Source organism: Rhizobium aureum (assembly GCF_030182495.1).
Taxonomy (GTDB): domain Bacteria; phylum Pseudomonadota; class Alphaproteobacteria; order Rhizobiales; family Rhizobiaceae; genus Rhizobium; species Rhizobium tropici_C.
Genome location: NZ_JAQJCI010000012.1, coordinates 153,982 through 173,743, shown reverse-complemented (window position 1 = coordinate 173,743; position 19,762 = coordinate 153,982). Strand labels below are relative to the sequence as shown.

At 60.6% G+C, this 19,762-nt stretch carries 16 protein-coding genes and 1 pseudogene; 10 read left to right on the top strand and 7 right to left on the bottom strand.

What is annotated here, in order from left to right; all coding sequences use genetic code 11:
• A pseudogene (locus PH552_RS24020) lies at positions 1 to 341 on the top strand (bifunctional methylenetetrahydrofolate dehydrogenase/methenyltetrahydrofolate cyclohydrolase); the annotation flags it as partial.
• 85 nt (positions 342 to 426) lie between these two features.
• On the opposite strand, the gene PH552_RS24015 reads toward PH552_RS24020, so the two are convergent.
• Positions 427 to 1,458 (bottom strand): substrate-binding domain-containing protein, encoded by a 1,032-nt coding sequence (locus PH552_RS24015; RefSeq protein ID WP_113251003.1) that lies wholly within the window; start codon positions 1,456 to 1,458, stop codon positions 427 to 429.
• A gap of 306 nt (positions 1,459 to 1,764) precedes the next feature.
• On the opposite strand from PH552_RS24015, the gene PH552_RS24010 reads away from it, so the two are divergent.
• The 6 genes from PH552_RS24010 to PH552_RS23985 all read left to right on the top strand — a co-directional run bounded on the left by PH552_RS24010 (position 1,765) and on the right by PH552_RS23985 (position 8,867).
• Positions 1,765 to 3,126 carry an ABC transporter substrate-binding protein gene (locus PH552_RS24010; RefSeq protein ID WP_112344407.1) on the top strand — a complete coding sequence of 454 codons (1,362 nt, stop codon included), beginning with the start codon at positions 1,765 to 1,767 and terminating at the stop codon, positions 3,124 to 3,126.
• A 123-nt stretch (positions 3,127 to 3,249) separates the two neighbouring features.
• Positions 3,250 to 4,266, top strand: a complete 1,017-nt coding sequence (locus PH552_RS24005; protein WP_183763207.1) for a carbohydrate ABC transporter permease — start codon at positions 3,250 to 3,252, stop codon at positions 4,264 to 4,266.
• 1 nt (position 4,267) lies between these two features.
• The gene (locus PH552_RS24000) at positions 4,268 to 5,422 is read left to right on the top strand and encodes a carbohydrate ABC transporter permease (RefSeq protein ID WP_112344320.1); all 1,155 of its coding nucleotides are present in this window, start codon (positions 4,268 to 4,270) and stop codon (positions 5,420 to 5,422) included.
• Positions 5,423 to 5,456: 34 nt separating this feature from the next.
• The gene (gene bglA / locus PH552_RS23995; RefSeq protein ID WP_113250984.1) at positions 5,457 to 7,109 is read left to right on the top strand and encodes a beta-galactosidase BglA; all 1,653 of its coding nucleotides are present in this window, start codon (positions 5,457 to 5,459) and stop codon (positions 7,107 to 7,109) included.
• A 21-nt stretch (positions 7,110 to 7,130) separates the two neighbouring features.
• Entirely contained in the window at positions 7,131 to 8,219 is a 1,089-nt protein-coding gene (locus PH552_RS23990) for an ABC transporter ATP-binding protein (RefSeq protein ID WP_112344322.1), read from the top strand.
• Between the two features lie 294 nt (positions 8,220 to 8,513).
• On the top strand, positions 8,514 to 8,867 hold the full coding sequence (locus PH552_RS23985; RefSeq protein WP_112344408.1) for a hypothetical protein: 354 nt from the start codon (positions 8,514 to 8,516) through the stop codon (positions 8,865 to 8,867).
• 47 nt (positions 8,868 to 8,914) lie between these two features.
• Here PH552_RS23985 and PH552_RS23980 read toward each other — a convergent pair whose 3' ends face one another.
• Positions 8,915 to 9,511: a TetR/AcrR family transcriptional regulator gene (locus PH552_RS23980; protein WP_112344323.1), complete on the bottom strand. Its 597-nt coding sequence runs from the start codon at positions 9,509 to 9,511 to the stop codon at positions 8,915 to 8,917.
• Positions 9,512 to 9,715: 204 nt separating this feature from the next.
• Between PH552_RS23980 and PH552_RS23975 the strand changes: the two genes are divergently transcribed.
• Entirely contained in the window at positions 9,716 to 10,636 is a 921-nt protein-coding gene (locus PH552_RS23975; RefSeq protein ID WP_183763209.1) for a DUF3313 domain-containing protein, read from the top strand.
• A 41-nt stretch (positions 10,637 to 10,677) separates the two neighbouring features.
• On the opposite strand, the gene edd is transcribed toward PH552_RS23975, so the two are convergent.
• From edd to PH552_RS23950, 5 genes are all read right to left on the bottom strand, one after another.
• Positions 10,678 to 12,501 carry a phosphogluconate dehydratase gene (gene edd, locus PH552_RS23970; RefSeq protein ID WP_183763211.1) on the bottom strand — a complete coding sequence of 608 codons (1,824 nt, stop codon included), beginning with the start codon at positions 12,499 to 12,501 and terminating at the stop codon, positions 10,678 to 10,680.
• A 169-nt stretch (positions 12,502 to 12,670) separates the two neighbouring features.
• Positions 12,671 to 13,369: a 6-phosphogluconolactonase gene (gene pgl, locus PH552_RS23965; protein WP_112344326.1), complete on the bottom strand. Its 699-nt coding sequence runs from the start codon at positions 13,367 to 13,369 to the stop codon at positions 12,671 to 12,673.
• A 15-nt stretch (positions 13,370 to 13,384) separates the two neighbouring features.
• Positions 13,385 to 14,860: a glucose-6-phosphate dehydrogenase gene (gene zwf, locus PH552_RS23960; protein ID WP_112344327.1), complete on the bottom strand. Its 1,476-nt coding sequence runs from the start codon at positions 14,858 to 14,860 to the stop codon at positions 13,385 to 13,387.
• Between the two features lie 131 nt (positions 14,861 to 14,991).
• Positions 14,992 to 16,290 (bottom strand): NAD(P)/FAD-dependent oxidoreductase, encoded by a 1,299-nt coding sequence (locus tag PH552_RS23955; protein ID WP_285166319.1) that lies wholly within the window; start codon positions 16,288 to 16,290, stop codon positions 14,992 to 14,994.
• Between the two features lie 11 nt (positions 16,291 to 16,301).
• Positions 16,302 to 17,738 carry a glutamine synthetase family protein gene (locus tag PH552_RS23950; protein WP_112344329.1) on the bottom strand — a complete coding sequence of 479 codons (1,437 nt, stop codon included), beginning with the start codon at positions 17,736 to 17,738 and terminating at the stop codon, positions 16,302 to 16,304.
• A 137-nt stretch (positions 17,739 to 17,875) separates the two neighbouring features.
• Between PH552_RS23950 and PH552_RS23945 the strand changes: the two genes are divergently transcribed.
• A complete protein-coding gene (locus tag PH552_RS23945) occupies positions 17,876 to 19,057 on the top strand; it encodes a BaiN/RdsA family NAD(P)/FAD-dependent oxidoreductase (RefSeq protein WP_183763216.1) in 1,182 nt (393 codons plus the stop codon).
• A 72-nt stretch (positions 19,058 to 19,129) separates the two neighbouring features.
• Complete coding sequence (locus PH552_RS23940) at positions 19,130 to 19,642, top strand: ankyrin repeat domain-containing protein (protein WP_112344331.1); 513 nt, start codon at positions 19,130 to 19,132, stop codon at positions 19,640 to 19,642.
• The last annotated feature ends 120 nt before the right edge of the window (positions 19,643 to 19,762 follow it).

The window sequence follows — 19,762 nt, the reverse complement described above, 5'->3', positions numbered from 1 at the left end:
CGGTCACGACGGCGCATTCGCGCACGAAGGATCTGGCTTCGGTCGCGAGGGGTGCCGATATTCTGGTGGCGGCCGTCGGCCGTCCGGAGATGGTCAAGGCCGACTGGATCAAGCCCGGCGCCACCGTCATCGATGTCGGCATCAACCGGATCGCGGCCCCGGAGCGGGGCGAGGGCAAGAGCCGGCTGGTGGGGGATGTCGCCTATGGTGAAGCCTCCGAAGTCGCTGCCGCCATCACGCCGGTTCCGGGCGGTGTCGGACCGATGACGATCGCCATGCTGATGGCCAATACCGTCATCGCTGCCCATCGCGCCGCGGGTAAGAAGCCGCCGAAGTTTTGAGAGCAAGCCGCGCAAAGTGTGCCGCGATTTGCGATAACGACCACGGCGTGAATCTGAAAGATCGCGACACGCTTGAAGCCAGGTGTCAGTCGGCCGGCGCAACGCCGGTCGAGGCGCGCACGATCAGTTCGGCCTTCCACAATTCCTGCGCCGGAAACGTCTCCGTATGCTTGATTTCGCCGATCAGCCGTTCGGCTATGCGCACGCCCGCCGCGCGCAGCGACGAGCGGGTCGTCGTCAGCGGCACGGTGAAGCTTTCCGGCTTCAAAAGCGTCAGCACGTCGTCATGGGCGATGATCGAAATATCCTCACCCAGCTTGAGCCTCGCCTGATTGATGGCGCGAACGGCGCCGAGCGCCAGAACGGTACTGGAGCAGAGCACCGCAGTCGGACGCCTTTCCTTTTCCATCTGCAGGATGCGCTCCATGGCGAGCAGGCCCTGTTCGTCGGTCATCGGTGTGTGGCTGGTGCAGGCCTCGTCGAGCATAAGGCCGCGCTCTGCAAGGGCAGCTTCCATACCGTTTTTCCGGCGAATGGCGAAATCAAAATAGATCGGGCCGTTCAACAGGGCGAAGCGCCGATGTCCAAGCTGCAGCAACAGTTTCGTGGCGTCGTAGAAGGCGGCTTCATTGTCGAGGTCGAGAAAGGGATAGTCCGGCTCGGAGCCGATCGAGCGTCCGTGCACGAGAAAAGGCATGGACAGCGTCTTCAGCATTTCCAGACGTGGATCGTGGCCGCGCATGTAATTGACGAAGAGCGCGTCGACATTGCCGCTGGCCGCCAGCCGTCGCAACGCGCCGACTTCGTCATTCGGATCCGCAGGCGTCAGCACGAAATGGAAGTCGTGCCGCAGGGCCTCCTCGCCGAGACCGGTCAGGAACTCTGAGAAATGCACGTCCGAGGAGTTGCCGGGCGATGTCGGCATGACCAAGCCGATCGAGCCCGCCTTGCCGGTCGCAAGTCTTTGCGCTGCCTTATTGGGCCGATAGCCGGTTTCCCGAACCGCTTTGAGAACACGCTCGCGAGTCTCGCGATTAACCTCCGGATATCCGTTCAATGCCCGGCTGACTGTCGTCTGCGACAGCCCGAGCATTTGCGATAGCTGCTTGAGATTCACGAATTTCGGCTCCTCCAATTCCCGACTGCTCAGTTGCCAGCACACCTCCCGAATATCGCTGGCATCCAAAGCGCTTTTAATATGTAGCAGGCGATGCGTTCGAGACAAGATAAATAGCAAAATATCTCTGCCTATTTTATGCTGCAACGCGAGATAGTCTGTGAATATTAGCCGAAATTTGAAAAGAGCTTGACTTTTCCCTGCGCTCAATGGATGAGAGAGGTAGCCAAAGCGCTTTGAGGAATGGGCGCGATGGCACAAATTGTGCCTCGGCTCATGGGTTTCGTTATTTGGGAGGACAACCGCATGAAAAAGATGTTTTTGATGACCGTCGCTCTAGCCGCCTTGGCGGCCGGTACGGCGATGGCGGCCGATCTGAAATTCCAGCCCGGCCAGGACTCCAAGTTCAACTGGAAAAGCTACGACGAGTTTAAATCGGCGCATGCCGACCTGAGGGGCGAGACTCTGACCATCTTCGGCCCCTGGCGCGGCGAAGACGAAGCTCTCTTCACGAGCGTCCTCAACTACTTCACCGAAGCGACCGGCGTGAATGCCAAGTATTCGTCCTCGGAAAATTACGAGCAGCAGATCGTCATCGACACGCAGGCCGGTTCGCCGCCGAACGTCGCTATCCTCCCGCAGCCAGGCCTTCTCGCCAATCTTGCCAGCAAGGGTTATCTGACACCACTCGGCGATGATCTCGCGAGCTGGGTCAAGACGAACTACGGCGCCGGCGACAGCTGGGTCGGCTACGGCACCTATAAGGGCAAGGACGGCAAGGATGCCTTCTATGCCTTCCCTTACAAGGCCGACCTGAAGTCATTGGTCTGGTATGTGCCGGAGAACTTCGAAGAAGCCGGTTACAAGGTTCCGACGACGATGGAGGACCTGCTCAAGCTTTCCGACCAGATCGTCAAGGATGGCGGCACGCCCTGGTGCATCGGCCTCGGTTCTGGCGGTGCGACCGGCTGGCCGGCGACCGACTGGGTCGAAGACCTGATGCTGCGCATGAACACGCCGCAGGACTATGATCATTGGGTCGACAATACGTTGAAGTTCAACGATCCGAAGGTCGTCTCGGTGGTCGAGGAGTTCGGGAAGTTCGCCAAGAACGCGAAATATGTCGCCGGTGGCGTCGCGGCCGTCGCCTCGACGGACTTCCGCGACAGCCCGAAGGGCCTCTTCACCGTCCCGCCGAAGTGCTACATGCACAAGCAGGCATCCTTCATCCCATCCTTCTTCCCGGAAGGCACCAAGCTTGGCCAGGATGCGGACTTCTTCTACTTCCCGCCCTTCGCCGCGCATCCTGAACTCGGCAAGCCGGTTCTCGGCGCTGGCACGCTGGCGGCCATCACCAAGGATTCGAAGGCTGCCCGTGCCTTCATCCAGTTCCTGCAGACGCCGATCGCCCAGGAGGTCTGGATGGCGCAGTCCGGCTTCCTGACGCCATACAAGGCCGTCAATACCGCAGCTTATGCCAACGACACGCTGCGCAAGGAAGGCGAGACCCTGACCTCGGCGACCACCTTCCGCTTCGACGGTTCCGACTTGATGCCGGGCAAGATCGGCGCCGGTTCGTTCTGGACCGGCATGGTGGACTTCGTCGGCGGCAAGTCCGCTCAGGATGTTACCGACGGGGTTCAGAAGTCCTGGGATGCCATCAAGTAAGACATCATAGTCCAGCGCCGCCGGTCAAAGCCGGCGGCGCCAAATAATATCCAACGGCGCGCCCTTATGCGCGGCCGATGCCGGGCTGGTGGACTCAAGCAGGTAAATTCGGGGAGGGAATGGATGTTTTCGCAGATCGTATCGGCGATTGGCGCCATGATATTCGGCGTTGCCATTTGCGCCGCTTATTTCTGGTTCTCCAACAAGCTCTTGGACTTGATCTTTCCGGCAAGGGAGGGAGACGACGTCCATCAGGCAGCCGTCAACCTTCGACGCCGCGGTCTGATCCGCCCCTGGCTGTTTTTAGGCCCGGCGTTGTTCCTGCTGGTCGTCTATCTCGTCTATCCTGTCGTGGCGACCTTCATCCTGTCCTTCTATGGACCGGACGGCAATAAGTTCGTCGGCGGTGCCAATTACCTGTGGGCGCTCAACGACACCGAATTCCGCCAGTCGATTTTCAACAACATCCTCTGGCTCGCCGTCGTGCCGGCCGCCTGCACCCTCTTCGGCCTGGTCATCGCCGTCATGACCGACCGCATCTGGTGGGGCAATATCGCCAAGGCGGTCATCTTCATGCCAATGGCGATTTCCTTCGTCGGCGCCTCGGTCATCTGGAAATTCATCTACGAATATCGCGGCGGCACCGATACGCAGATCGGTCTTCTGAACGCCGTCGTCCAGCTTTTCGGCGGTACGCCGGAAGTCTGGATCACCATTCCGTTCTGGAACAATTTCTTCCTGATGGTGATGCTGATCTGGATTCAGACCGGTTTTGCCATGGTCATCCTCTCGGCTGCATTGCGCGGCATTCCCGAAGAAACCATCGAAGCCGCCGTCATCGACGGCGCCAATGGCTGGCAGATCTTCTGGAAGATCATGGTGCCGCAGGTCTGGGGCACGATCGCCACCGTCTGGACCACCATCACCATCCTCGTCCTCAAGGTTTTCGATATCGTTCTCACGATGACCAATGGTCAGTGGAACACGATGGTGCTTGCCAACCTGATGTTCAATTGGATGTTCCGCGGCGGCGGCGACAGCGGCCGAAGCGCCGTCATCGCGCTCGTCATCATGGTTGCGGTCACGCCGATCATGATCTGGAACATCCGCCGCGCAAACGCTGAGACGAAGGGGCGCTGACATGGTTGGAAATCTCGGTCGTATCGGTCCCGCCCGCATCTTCGTTCATGCCGCGGTGCTGCTCATCGTCATCATCTGGCTTTTGCCGACGCTCGGCATCTTCGTGACCGCACTGCGCGACAGGGACCAGATCGTCGCGTCCGGTTGGTGGACGGCGTTTGCCGGCTCCTCGCGCACGACGGCCGCACGTCTCGACGGTCCGGACAAGGCAAAGCCGGACGGCGCGAATTTCGTCATCGCAGGTAGGCTCAATGTGGAAGGCGGCGGCAAGATCCAGTCCTTCGGTCTGCGCGTGCAGGAGCCGGCAGCCTACAAGGCTGGCTCGCCTGCTCAACTGGAGAACGGCGAAACGCTGACCATCGATGCCGACGGCAGCTACCGCTATCAGAAGAGTGGCCCGTTTGAAGCCGATGCGCGCGCCAAGCGGGTCTACTTGACTGTTGCCACACCGCCGCAATTCACGCTCGACAACTATCGCAACGTGCTCGGCGGGGAGGGTATCGGCCAGTCCTTCATCAATTCGCTGACGGTGACGATCCCCGCGACCGTCATCCCGATCCTGATCGCCGCCTTCGCCGCCTATGCGCTTGCCTGGATGGAGTTTCCGGGCCGCGCGATCCTGATCGCGCTCGTCGTCGGCCTCATCGTCGTGCCGCTGCAGATGTCGCTGATCCCGCTTTTGCGCATCTATAACGAGATCGGCCAGTTGTTCGGCGTGCCGTCGAAGACCTATCCCGGCATTTGGCTGGCGCATACGGCCTTCGGTCTGCCGCTCGCCATCTATCTCCTGCGCAATTACATTGCCGGCCTGCCGAAGGAGATCATCGAATCCGCCCGCGTCGACGGCGCAAGCGATTTCGATATCTTCGTCAAGATCATCCTGCCGCTATCCTTCCCGGCGCTGGCCTCCTTCGCGATCTTCCAGTTCCTCTGGGTCTGGAATGACCTTCTGATCGCCATGGTGTTCCTCGGCACCGATAAGGACCACCTGGTCCTGACCGCCGCCCTCAACGCGCTGCTCGGCTCGCGCGGCGGCAACTGGGAAATCCTGACGGCGTCGGCCTTCGTCACCATCCTTATTCCGCTCCTCGTCTTCTTCGGTTTGCAGCGCTATCTCGTGCGCGGTCTGCTCGCCGGGTCGGTGAAGGGGGGCTGATCCAAAACACAGACTCACACAGGACCCATTCAGCATGAGCATTGCTCCTCAATCGGATTCGGAAGTTGACAAGGACTGGTGGCGCGGCGCCGTGATCTATCAGATCTATCCGCGTTCCTATCAGGACTCCAACGGCGACGGCATCGGCGATCTCAAGGGTATCGCCGTCCGTCTGCCGCATGTCGCAGCGCTCGGTGTCGATGCAATCTGGATTTCGCCGTTCTTCACCTCGCCGATGCGCGATTTCGGCTATGACGTCTCCGATTACGAGGACGTCGATCCGATCTTCGGCTCGCTCGCCGATTTCGATGCGATGGTGACGGAGGCCCATCGTCTCGGCATCAAGGTGATGATCGATCTGGTGCTGTCGCACAGCTCGGATCGTCATCCGTGGTTCGTCGAAAGCCGTTCGAGCAAGAATAATCCCAAGGCTGACTGGTATGTCTGGGCCGATGCCAAGCCGGATGGCACGCCGCCCAGCAACTGGCTGTCGATCTTCGGCGGCTCGGCCTGGGCGTGGGATCCGACCCGCATGCAATACTACCTGCACAACTTCCTGACCTCGCAGCCGGATATGAACCTGCATAATCCCGAAGTGCAGGAGCGCTTGCTGGATGTCGTGCGTTTCTGGCTCGACCGCGGCGTCGATGGCTTCCGCCTCGATACGATCAACTTCTACTTCCACGACAAGGAGCTGCGCGACAACCCGGCGCTGGAGCCCGCGCGCCGCAACGCCTCCACTGCCCCGGCGGTCAATCCCTATAATTTCCAGGAGCATCTCTACGACAAGAACCGGCCCGAGAACTTGGAATTCCTGAAGCGTTTCCGCGCGGTGCTTGACGAATATCCGGCGATCGCCGCCGTCGGCGAAGTGGGTGACAGCCAGCGCGGTCTCGAGATCGTCGGCGAATACACCTCCGGCGGCGACAAGATGCACATGTGCTACGCCTTCGAATTCCTCGCGCCGGACGCCCTGTCGCCGGATCGCGTCGAAGAAGTCATGAAGGATTTCGCCGCCGCCGCTCCCGAAGGCTGGGCCTGCTGGGCCTTCTCCAATCATGATGTCGTGCGCCATGTCAGCCGCTGGGGCAATCTGGTCGCCGACCGCGATGCCTTCGCCAAGCTTTATGCGGCGCTGCTGCTGACGCTGCGCGGTTCGGTCTGCCTCTATCAGGGCGAGGAACTGGCGCTCACGGAAGCCGATCTCGCCTATCAGGATCTGCAGGATCCCTACGGCATCCAGTTCTGGCCGGAGTTCAAGGGCCGCGATGGCTGCCGCACGCCGATGGTCTGGGACAGCCAGGTTACGCAGGGCGGCTTTTCCACCGTCAAGCCCTGGCTGCCGGTGCCGGTCGAACATATCCTGCGCGCTGTCAGCGTCCAGCAGGGTGACGAAACTTCGGTGTTGGAGCAGTACCGCCGCTTCCTCGCCTTTCGCAAACAGCATCCGGCCTTCGCCAAGGGCGAGATCGCGTTTTCGGAGCCGCAGGGCGACGTACTCATCTACAGCCGCGCTTACGCTGGCGAGACCATTCTTTGTGCCTTCAACATGAGCCCGGTCGAAGCGATGGTGGTCCTGCCTGATGGGAACTGGCAGGCGTTGACGGGACACGGCTTCGCCAGCAACAACTACGGCAACAAGATCGATATTCCGGCCTGGGGCGCTTACTTCGCGCATCTTGCCTGACCTTTGGGAGGAGGGAGCATAATGACGGGACTTGTTCTGAAGGATATCAAGAAATCCTACGGCAGCGTGCATGTGCTGCACGGCATCGATCTGGAGATCAACGAGGGCGAATTCATCGTCTTCGTCGGTCCGTCCGGCTGCGGCAAATCCACCTTGCTGCGCATGATCGCCGGGCTGGAAAGCATCACCTCGGGCGACATGATGATTGCCGGGCAGAAGGTGAACGAGGTACCGCCGTCACGGCGCGGCATCGCCATGGTCTTCCAGTCCTACGCGCTCTACCCGCATATGACGGTCTACGACAACATGGCCTTCGGCATGCGCATCGCCGGCGAAAGCAAGCAGGAGATCGACCGCCGCGTGCGTGCTGCCGCAGCAAGTCTGCAGCTCACCCAATATCTGGAACGCCTGCCCAAGGCGCTTTCGGGTGGTCAGCGGCAGCGTGTCGCCATCGGCCGCGCCATCTGCCGCAACCCCAAGGTCTTCCTCTTCGACGAACCGCTGTCGAATCTCGATGCCGCCCTGCGCGTCGCGACCCGTATCGAGATTGCCAAACTCAGCGATTCCATGCCCGAGACGACGATGATCTACGTCACCCACGACCAGGTGGAAGCCATGACGCTTGCCGACCGTATCGTCGTGCTGTCGGCCGGCCGCGTGGAACAGGTCGGAGCTCCCCTCGAACTCTACGAGCGCCCGGCCAACCTGTTCGTCGCCAAGTTCATCGGCTCGCCGGCCATGAACATCATCCCCGCTACTGTGACCGAAACCGGTGCGACGACGACCGTGACGCTGACCGGCGGCAAGTCGGTGACGCTCGACGTGCCGACGGCAGCCTCCGAAAAAGGCAGGACTGCGAGCTTCGGCGTGCGCCCGGAAGATCTTCGTCTTGCGACCGGTGACGACTATCTCTTCGAAGGCGAGGTCTCCATCGTCGAGGCGCTTGGCGAAGTGACGCAGCTCTATATCGAAGGCCTGGTCGATGGCGAGCCGATCATCGTGAAAATTCCCGGTATCGCCGATATCCACCGCGGCCAGAAGATGCGCTTTGCCGCCGACCGGCAGAAGCTGCATCTCTTCGACGCCGAGGGCCATTCCTATCGCAAGTAGGCGCTCATGGGACGACGCCGGCTCAAGCTGGAGCGTTTCCGCTTCTCTTCGAATCGCGGAAACGCTACGGCCTTTGTTTCTACGCAATTCCGAACGGAAAACCGCTCTGCACTTTTTCCTGAAATTGCATCTCAGATGCACAACAAAATTCAACTTGGGCTGGCGCGTTCAAACCTTCTGTTAAATACCAGCTGGTAGTCTCCCCATCATAATATACTTCAGGGATCTACCAAGATGGCCGCGTTCGGCAGAACTAATTCAGGTCAGCATTTTCTCAACAAAGAAGAATCCTTCATGTATGACCGCGAAGTGCGGTTCCGCATGGAAGACACGATGAACGCGGCGCGGCTCGAATACACCGAAAAGGGCGTGATGAACCTTGCGTCCCGTCGATGCGATATTATCCGCATCTCGCAGAGCAGCGCGGTGCTTGCGATCCTGACGCAGTATAATCTGCCGAAGCAATTCTATCTGGACATTCCCGACGCCCGCATCTCCAAGATCGGTTGCGTCCTCATGAAGGTATTCCCCAACAATACGGTGGAAGTCCGTTTCCTGCGGCTCCTCACGGAGAAGGAAATGAACAAGATCTTCGTCTACAGTACGCATCCCGCCCACAAGAACCGCGTGCTCGACATCAGGGCCTGATCAGCGACCATAGGAAGCAGGCCAGCCCGATCCATACGGCTGACCGATCAGATTTCGGTCCGCCATTTCCGTAGGGCATCCTCAAGATACGCAATCAGCGGCAGCCTGCCGTTTTCCTGCAGCCATTTGTTGACCGAGAGGCGGAGCGGGCTCACTGCGATCATTGAAACCAGCTGCAGACCGTCGCGATCCCTCGTCGGAAACAATTCGCACAGGGCTTGATAGGCGATTTGTTCGAGCTGCAGCGAGTTACCCCGTGAGCGGGCGCGCAGGGTTTCGCTTTGCCGCAAAAGCCTGGCCGTCTCAAGAAGCCGAGGTGCTTCCGCCTCGAGGCGGGCCGCAAGTCCCAGCGTTGCCTGATGGACAACCTCGAGCGGTCGCCCGGCTGACGCATTCTCCATGATGCTAGTCCGTAGCGCGTCCATATAACGGCGCTGGTGTGCCAGAAGAATATCGTCCTTGCTTTTGAAGTAATAAAAGAAGGTCCGGCGGGAAATGCCGGCCGCTGCCGCAATCTCCTCGATCGTGGTTTCCTGATAGCCTTTCGCCAGAAAGGATTTCATTCCGACGTCCGCTATCCGTTGAAAGGTCAGGCGGCGCTTGCATTCGCGCAGGCCTTCCGGCTTTGAGGGTGCATCTTGCATCCGATCATTTTGGCATGAGTCGCAATGCCACTCAAATTATCGGCACGCCCCGCGACCCCATTCTCATACTCTCAATTTCTGGTGAAGGATTCATTCGCTTCGCTCGCAGATTGCCGCAAAGTAGCCAACATTAATTTTTACACCAAGTGCGATATTAATGCTGATGCTGAATGTTCATAACCGGGTGCAGGAGCACAAACATCAATGCCAGCCAATGCAATCTCAAATGACGATGGAAGTAAGACCTATGATCCATATGCCGCCGAAAGCCATCGGAGGCGCGATATTTGCTCGATGGCTCTGCTGTTGAGCGTGCTCGGGGGCTGCGCCGCCGCGCCGCTGGATCGGGCGGGATCCCTGCGGTCCTATGACGGCCTGACCCGATCGGACGGGCTGGTCGCGCACTCGCTTCTTCGGGTAAGCAGGGACGACGTTCTTGCGGCGAAGACCGTGAAGATCATTCCCACAGCCTTTTCGATGCGCGCCGAAAGCGCGGCCTTTACACCTAAACAGCGCGATCTCGTCACCAATGCCGTTAACAGGGCGCTTTGCTCCGGATTGAGCGAACGCTTCGTCGTCGTCGGTCTGTCCGAGCCGGCGGATCTGACCATTCGCGCCGTCGTGACACAGGTCAGGGCAACCAATGCGACCGCCGTCGGCGTCTCGAAAGTTGCCTCCGTGGGCAAGAGCGTATTGCTCCCGGGTGTACCCGTGCCCGTCCCCCGCATTCCAATCGGCATGGGCAGCCTCTCGCTCGAGGCGGAAGCTTTCAACCCACAGGGCGTGCAGAAGGCAGTCATGATCTGGGGGCGTGGTGCAAACGCATTCTTTGATTCAGGCACCATCGCCAGGGAAGGGGATGCCTATAGCCTCGCCGCCAAATTCGGCGGCGATTTCAGCAAGATGCTGGTCAAGGGCAAGACGCCGTTCGGAGCGACGCCCTCCTTCCCATCCAGAGCAAAACTGGCAACCCTCGTCGGCCGCGCACCCAAATATGAGGCCTGCAAGGCATTCGGGAAGTCCCCTGGTGTGACGGGCTTCGTCGGAGCACGCCTCGGCCTTCCGCCTGCCTGGACGGACAAGGCTCCGGCGCATCCGGAAACAATGGCATCGAAGGCTCCTTGATCAGCTTTCGATGCCGTCCTGCCGAAATCCGGCGGACGATCTCAGTGGCGGAACAGGACGCTCGCGCCCTGATCCGCCGGTCCCGCGGCGTGGCGGAACGGCGCGAAGAGCTCCCGGCCCATGCCGAATTCATTCTCCGAAAGATCGGCTACGACCGGCTCGCGCTCCGCCATGTCGGCGGCATCGACCAGCACTTCCAGCGTGCCGGCGATCGCATCGATGCGGATGATGTCGCCTTCCCGGATGCGGGCAATCGGACCGCCGTCGACGGCCTCCGGCGTCACATGAATGGCGGCCGGGACCTTGCCCGATGCACCCGACATGCGGCCGTCGGTCAAGAGCGCTACGCGGAAGCCGCGATCCTGCAGCACGCCGAGCGCCGGCGTCAGCTTGTGCAGCTCAGGCATACCGTTGGCTTTCGGTCCCTGGAAGCGGACGACGGCAACGAAATCGCGGTTCAGCTTGCCATCCTTGAAGGCCTGCTGCATCTCGAGCTGGTCGTGGAAGATAACGGCCGGCGCTTCGATGATGTGGCGTTCCGGCTTGACGGCGGAAATCTTGATGACCGCCTTGCCGATATTGCCGCGCAGCATCTTCAGGCCGCCATTGCTCTGGAAGGGCTTGTCGATGCTTGCCAGGACCTTCGGGTCGTGGCTTTTATCCGGGGCAGGCTCGCGCACCACATTGCCGTCGGCGCCGAGCTTGACGTCGATGGAGTAGCCGCCGAGGCCCTGGCCGTAGACGGTGCGCACGTCGTCATGCAGCAACCCCTTCTTCAGGAGTTCCTTGATGAGGAAGCCCATGCCGCCGGCGGCATGGAAATGGTTCACGTCGGCAAGCCCGTTCGGATAGACGCGGGCAAGCAGTGGAATGATGTCGGAAAGCTCGGAAATATCCTGCCAGGTGAGCACGATGCCCGCCGCACGCGCCATGGCGACGATATGCATCGTGTGGTTTGTCGAGCCGCCGGTCGCATGCAGACCGACGACGCCGTTGACGATCGAACGCTCGTCGATCATCTCGCCGGCCGGCGTGAACTCATTGCCCATGGCGGTGATTGCGAGCGCGCGCTTGGTCGCCTCGCGCGTCAGGGCTTCGCGCAGCGGCGTGCCGGGGTTGACGAAGGAGGCACCCGGCATATGGAAGCCCATGATCTCCATCAGCATCTGGTTCGAATTCGCCGTGCCGTAGAAAGTGCAGGTGCCGGGACCGTGATAGGACTTCGATTCCGCCTCCAGCAGTTCGGCGCGGCCGACCTTGCCTTCGGCATAGAGCTGGCGCACGCGCGACTTCTCGTCGTTGGGCAGGCCCGAAGTCATCGGTCCGGCTGGGATGAAGACGGCAGGGAGATGGCCGAAGGAGAGGGCGGCGATGACGAGGCCGGGCACGATCTTGTCGCAGACGCCGAGGAAGACGGCCGCATCGAACATATTGTGCGACAGGCCGACGGCGGCCGACATGGCAATCAGATCGCGCGAGAAGAGCGAGAGTTCCATGCCTGGCTGGCCCTGCGTGACGCCGTCGCACATGGCTGGCACGCCGCCGGCAACCTGGGCGATGCCGCCCGCTTCGGCCGCCGCCTCGCGGATGATCGCAGGATAGGTCTCGAACGGCTGATGCGCCGAGAGCATGTCGTTGTAGGAGGTGATGATCCCGAGATTGGGCACCTGGTCTCCCGCCAGTGCGTCCTTCTCGGAGGGGGAACAGATGGCGAAGCCATGCGCAAGGTTGGCACAGCCAAGCACGGAGCGTTGCGCTCCTTTGCTTGCGGCGCTGCGCAGGCGGTCCAGATAGCGCTCGCGCGTCGGCTTTGAGCGCTCGACGATACGTGCGGTAATCGCTGATATGCGGGCGTCAGCGGCCATGGTCGATCTGCCTCCGTCTGTTCTGCGCGATGCCCGTGAGATCTGTTTCGGTAAAGGGCGCGGCGCGGGATCCAAAAGTCAATGCTCTGCCGCTGCACCCGCAAGGGCACATGGCGCAGCATAGGTTGCTGTGTCATTCAGGGTTCGATGACGAGGCCTTGCGACCGTGTCAGGGAGCCCAATAAATCTCGACCGGGGAAGCCGCCCGGCGCAGCATGGCGCGGATCGGCATCTCGGTTTCTTCGCCCGGCGCTTCGGCCTTTGCCAAAACGTCCTTCTTTCCTTCTCCCTCGATATGGAGCACCAGCAATCGGGCATCCTGAAGGCTGGAGAAAGTGAACGTCAGCCGCGGCTCGCCCGCACCTTCCGCTTCCATCGTGATGATGCCGCGCGGGGTGTTCGGATCGAGTGCGGTCTTGAGATTGCTGCCACCCGGAAAGAAAGAGGCCGTGTGGCCGTCATTGCCCATGCCGAGGATGGCAATATCGAAGGGATGGCCGATAGAATTGGTCTTTTCGGTGGCAATGACCGCAGCCTCCTCGACGGAAGCCGCGGCCTGATAGAGCGGAAGGAAATTGGCGGCCGCCGCCTTGTCCTTCAGCAGGTTTTCCTGAACGAGCAGGTGGTTCGAGCGCGGATTGTCCGCCGGCACGAACCGCTCATCGACGAGGGCGACCGTCACCTTGGGCCAGTCGATCGAGCGCGATGACAGCGCCTGGAAGAAGGCCTTCGGCGTCGAGCCGCCGGAGACCGCGATGCTTGCGGAGCCGCGGGCGGTAATCGCAGCCGAAAGGGTCTCGGCCACCTTGTCCGCGAGCTTGCCGGCGAGTTCGGCACCATTGGCAAAAGCATGCATGTTGGCTGTCATCGTTGTCGTCCCGGTTTAGATATCGTCGTGCCAGGTGCGGCCGTCACGCTCGATGAGCGCGATGGCCTGGCTCGGGCCCCAAGTGCCGGCCGTATAGCCCTGTACCTGCTGGCCGGCTTGTTCCCAACCCTTGAGGATCGGGTCCACCCACTTCCACGCGGCTTCCACTTCGTCGCGGCGCATGAACAGCGTCTGGTTGGAACGGATGACGTCCATCAGCAGGCGCTCGTAGGCATCCGGATTGCGGACGTTAAAGGCAGAGGCGAAGCTCATGTCGAGCGAGACGTTGCGCAGGCGCATGCCGCCAGGACCCGGGTCCTTGATCATCAGCGACTGCTTGACGCCTTCATCCGGCTGCAGGCGGATGATGAGCTGATTGGCGACGATGCGGCCGGCGGCCTGGTCGAAGATGGTGTGCGGAATGTGCTTGAAGGTGATGACGATCTCCGACATGCGGCCGGCAAGGCGCTTGCCGGTGCGGATGTAGAAGGGAACGCCAGCCCAGCGCCAGTTGCCGATCTCGGCCTTGATGGCGACGAAGGTTTCGGTGTTGGAGACGCCGCCTTCCAGCTCGTCGAGATAGCCCTTGACCGGGCCGCCTGCCGAAGCGCCGGCGCGATATTGGCCGCGAACCGTCGCCTGCTCGACGTTGGAAGCGTCAATCGGCTTCAGCGCGCGCAGCACCTTCAGCTTCTCGTCGCGAACAGCTTCCGAATCCATCGAGGAGGGGATTTCCATCGCGGTCAAGCAGAGGAGCTGCAGGATGTGGTTCTGCACCATGTCGCGCAGGGCACCGGCCGTGTCGTAATAGCCGGCGCGGCCTTCGAGACCGACCGATTCAGCGACGGTGATCTGCACGTGGTCGATATGATTGGCGTTCCAGAGCGGCTCGTAGAGCGCATTGGCAAAGCGCAGCGCCATCAGGTTCTGCACGGTTTCCTTGCCGAGATAGTGGTCGATGCGGAAGATCTGCTCTTCCTTGAAGACCTTGCCGATCGTGTCGTTCAGCTGCAGGGCGGAAGCGAGGTCGCGGCCGATCGGCTTTTCGACGACGATACGGGTCTGCTTGGTAATCAGCTTGTGATCGTGGATCTTCTGCGAGATGTCGCCGAAGATGCCCGGAGCGACGGCGAGATAGAAGGCGCGCACGCGCTCCTTGCCTTCGTCCAGGATCTTCTTGAGCTGATCCCAGCCGGCGTCGCTGCGCGCGTCGACGGGTACGTAGAACAGGCGAGCCAGGAACTTCTTGACCTCGGCGTCGTCATATTCGCCCTTCTTCAGATGTTCCTTGAGGGCGGCGTCGGCGAATTTGCGATATTCTTCGTTGGAAAGAGCGCTGCGCGAAGCGCCGATAATGCGAGTCGGCTCGGAAAACTGGCCTTCGATCTGGCGATGATAAAGGGCGGGAAGGAGCTTGCGCTCCGCAAGGTCGCCACTGCCGCCGAAAACGACATAATCAAATGGTTCAACAGGAATGATTTGGCTGCTCATGAGCTATCTCTCAATCGGTCTTGGTTGAGGCCCCTTTTAATCTAATCGATTTAAAAAGGCCAGTGTGCATCGCAAAATTCAGATGCGCTTTTTAGAGCGGATTGCCGGCGGAAGAAATCATCTTCCGGTTTTTAAAACCTGTCGCGCAACGCAAACCACGTGAGCGCCAGGAACAGCAGAGGCGCCCGCATGCGCGCACCGCCGGGGAAGGGCGGAATGTTCAGCTCCTTGAAGAGGTGAAGTTCATCCGCATTCCCGAGTACCGTTTTCGCATAGAGTTTACCGCAATAATTTGACAGCATAACCCCATGGCCGGAATAACCACCGATCGAGGTGACACCCGGCATGACGTCGCGCACGAACGGTTGGCGCGGCATGGTGATGCCGACCGAGCCGCCCCAGGCATAATCGATCTTGATATCGCCGAGAGCTGGATAGATTTCCGTAATCTGCCGGCGGATGTGCTGCGTTATGTCGCGCGGATTGTCTGATGTGTAAGCCTCGCGCCCGCCGAACAGCAGGCGTCCATCCCTGGATTTGCGGAAATAGCGCACGACGAATCGCGAATCGGCGACGGCCTCGTTGCCGGGAAGAACCTGCGGAAAGCGGTCCAGCGGTTGCGTTGCGCCGATGAAGGAGCGGATCGGCATGACGTGGCTCGCCGTCACCGGCTCGAGATTGCCGATATAGCCGTTGCAGGCGATCAGCACCCGGTCGGCGGTGATCTCGCCGCTATCCGTCTCGACAATGGTCTTGCCGCCGGATTGCCGAAAACCTTTCGCTTTCGTCATTTCAAAGAGCGAAGCGCCGGCTTCGGCCGCGACGCGGGCAAGGCCGATGAGAAGCTTCAGCGGGTGGATATGGCCCGTGCCCATGTCCCGGACGCCATAGAGATAGAATTGCGAACCCAGCCGTTCCTGAGTTTCGGCCTGATCCATGAACGTCATGTGCGGATAGCTGTAGCGGGTCGCCGCGATTTCCGCACTGTCCATGTAATCGTGCTTGTAGCCGCGCTTATGCGTGACATTCATCTGGCCGGGCAGGAAATCGATATCGATGCCATGCTCGGATGCGAAATCGAGAAGATGCCGCTTGGCATCCTCGGCAAGGTCGAAGAGGGCCTTGGAGCGCTCATAGCCGATCTTCTCTTCCATCTCCTCCGGCCACCAGCGCTGGCCGGTGCCGAGCTGGCCGCCATTGCGGCCGGAGGCGCCGTCGCCGAGGCGGTTGGCGTCGATCAAGACAACCTCAGCGCCACCCTTGGCGAGGTTATACGCGGCCTGCAGGCCGGTATAGCCGCCGCCGACGATTGCGACGTCGGCCCGGCGCGAACCGTCGAGCCTTGGATAGCTCGCACGCGGGCCGACAGTCGCCTGGTAGAAGGAAAGGCCCGGCGCAATCGGGCTCTGCCATGTTTCCTGCAATGTCATGGCGATCTCCCTCACACGTTAAGCAGAAGGAATTCCCGCTCCCACGGGCTGATCACCTGCATGAAGGTCTCGAACTCACCGCGTTTGACGCCGGCATAGATGTCGATGAAATCCTTGCCGAGGACCTCCTCGAAAGCCGGTTCGTCCTCCATCAAGGCAATGGCCTCAAGCAGGCCGCGCGGCAGATCGATGGAGCCTTCATTCGCGGAATCCTCGGTCGGCGCCGTCGGCTCAACCTGCTTCATGATTCCGAGCAGGCCGGAGGCGAGCGAGGCGGCGAGTGCCAGATAGGGATTGGCATCCGAACTCGGCAGCCGGTTTTCCACGCGCCGCGCCTGTGGATCGGAAACCGGTACGCGGAAGGCCGTGGTGCGATTGTCGTAGCCCCAGGCATTGTTGACCGGGCAGGACATGTTCGGCGCCAGCCGGCGATAGGAATTCACATAGGGCGCGAGCATGGCGAGCGCATTCGGCACGAAGCGCTGCATGCCGCCGATGAAGTGAAAGAATTCCCGTGACGGGCTGCCGTCCGGATTGGTGAAGACATTCTTGCCGGTCTCGATATCCACGACCGACTGATGGATATGCATTGCCGAGCCGGGCTGGCTCTGCATCGGCTTGGCCATGAAGGTCGCATAGATGCCATGCTTCAGCGCCGCCTCGCGGATCGTGCGCTTAAACAGGAAGACTTGGTCGGCCAGCTCGATCGGATCGCCATGGCGCAGGTTGATCTCGAGCTGCGCCGGACCCTCTTCATGGATCAGTGTATCGATCTCGAGACCCTGCTTTTCCGAGAAGTGATAGATGTCGTCGATCAGCTCGTCGAACTCGTTGATGCCGGCGATCGAATAGCCCTGGCCGCCGAGGATCGAGCGGCCCGAACGGCCTTTCGGCGGATGCAGCGGATAGTCCGGATCGTCGTTCTTGGCGACGAGATAGAATTCGATCTCGGGTGCTACCACCGGCTTCCAGCCACGGTCGCGATAGAGTCCCATGATGCGCTTCAAGACGTTGCGCGGCGTGTAGGAGACTTCCTGTCCCTCGGAGTTGACGATATCGCAGATAACCTGCGCCGTCGGATCGCTCTCCCAGGGCACGACCGAAAGCGTCGAAAGGTCGGGCACCAGCTTCAGATCGCTGTCGCGCGGCTCGTAGCGGAAGCTTTCGGTCTCTTCCGGATATTCGCCGGAAATCGTATGCCGATAGATCGCGGAGGGCAGCGCCAGCGATGTATTGGAGGTGAATTTCGACGTCGGCATCATCTTGCCGCGCGGTACGCCGGCAAGGTCCGGCGTGATGCATTCTATGTCTTCGATCCCGCGCGCCCGCAGCCATTGGGCTGCCTCTTTCCAGTTTGCCACGCCGCGTGCCGATCTCAGACTGGGAGGAACCGTAGGGGTTTTCGAGACAGGCACGGAAGCTTTCAGCGGGGTCTTTCTCGCGGGCATAAAACACCGTATTTGGGTTGATCGGTGATCGCATCATAACTGCAGTTTGCCAATTGGCGAGGGGGAAAACCGCTCGGACTTTCGCCGTATGATGGAAAAAGATGAGAGAGCGCGGCGAAGATATGAAGGGCTGAAGCGTGGTCGCCAGATATGATGTAATCGTCCTCGGTGCGGGCGCGGCAGGCATGATGTGCGCTGTCCGGGCCGGCCAGCGCGGGCGCTCCGTCGTCGTGCTCGATCATGCCGCCGCACCCGGCGAAAAAATCCGCATTTCCGGCGGCGGCCGCTGCAATTTCACCAATATCCATGCCGGTCCGAAGAACTTCCTATCCGCTAATCAGCATTTCGCCAAATCGGCGCTCGCCCGTTTCACACCGCAGGATTTCATCGCCATCGTCGAACGCCATGGCATTGCGTGGCACGAGAAAACGCTCGGCCAGCTCTTCTGCGACAACAGCGCCAAGGACATTATCCGCATGCTGACCGACGAGATGCGCGCAGCCGGGGCGCAACTTCGGTTGCGAACCGAGGTCGGCGGCATCGAACAAAGTGATGGCGGCTATCGCATCAGCACCTCCGAAGGCATTTTCGAAGCAACCTCGCTGGTCGTGGCGACGGGCGGCAAGTCGATCCCCAAGATGGGGGCTACCGGCTTTGCCTATCGCCTCGCCGAGCAATTCGACTTGCCTATTGTCGAGACCCGGCCGGGCCTCGTGCCGCTGACGCTCGATCCGCAATTGCTTCAGCACCTGGCGCCGCTGTCGGGTATCGCTGTCCCCGCCGAGATCCGCCACGGCAAGACGGCATTCCGCGAGGCTCTTCTCTTCACCCATCGCGGCCTCAGCGGCCCCGCCATCCTGCAGATTTCCTCCTATTGGCGGGAGGGTGAGGATATCTCCGTCGTGATCGAGCCTGATATCGACCTGTTCGAGCTTCTCAAGAAGGCCAAGCAGGTGAATGGTCGGCAATCCGCGCAGACGGCCCTTGCCGAAATCCTGCCGAAACGGCTGGCACAGCATTTCGTCGAGAACGAAGGCATATCAGGCAATATGGCCGATCAGTCCGACAAGCGCCTGCAGCAACTCGCATCGGCAATCCAATCCTGGTCGGTCAAGCCGTCGGGCTCCGAAGGCTACCGCACAGCGGAAGTGACGCTTGGCGGCATCGATACGGACTGCCTCGATTCGCGGACGATGCAGGTGAAAACCGTCCCCGGTCTCTTCTTCATCGGTGAATGCGTCGACGTCACGGGCTGGCTCGGCGGCTATAATTTCCAATGGGCTTGGGCTTCCGGCCATGTCGCCGGCGAGGCTGCTTGAATTGACCTTGCCAACTGGTCCTGGAACGGGCAAAGAGCATCTCCAGCGCGAAGATACTCGATGGAGACAATCATGACGATTAAAACCCTGACATTCCGCGGTGCAGTTCTTTCAGGCATCGTTGCGGCCATGACGATGTCGCTTGGCATGCTTGCCGTCACCGCGTCCGATGCGAGCGCTGCTTCCACCCAATGCAAGAAGCTGGATCCGAACGGCCGGGATGCGGGCGGCGATACGAATTTCGCCATTGCGATCCGCGACAAGAAAGGCGATGTCGTCAAGAAGATGCTGGCCTGCGGCGCCAAGCTGGACATGAAGACGACGGAGGGCTGGTATCCGCTGCATACCGCCGCCTATTACGGCCCCGCCGACATGATCGATCTTCTGGTTTCCAAGGGTGCCGACGTCAACGCGCGCGGCGACTATGATGGTTGGACGCCTTTGCACATGGCGAGCCAGCAGGATGATCCGGCCGTCGTCAAGGCATTGTTGAAGGATGGCGCCGACAAGACCATCAAGTCTGCCTCCGGCAAGACTGCCGCCGAAATTACGACCGATCCCGCCATCGCGGCATTGCTGAGGTAGCGCGCGGTCTCCGCCAATGTGATGGTCGCGCCGCCTGGCACCTAACCTCTGGTTTTGACGTTTTCTTTTCCTATATTTCTATTTTGTATATTGCCTGTTGCGGGAACGGCCTTTTGCCGG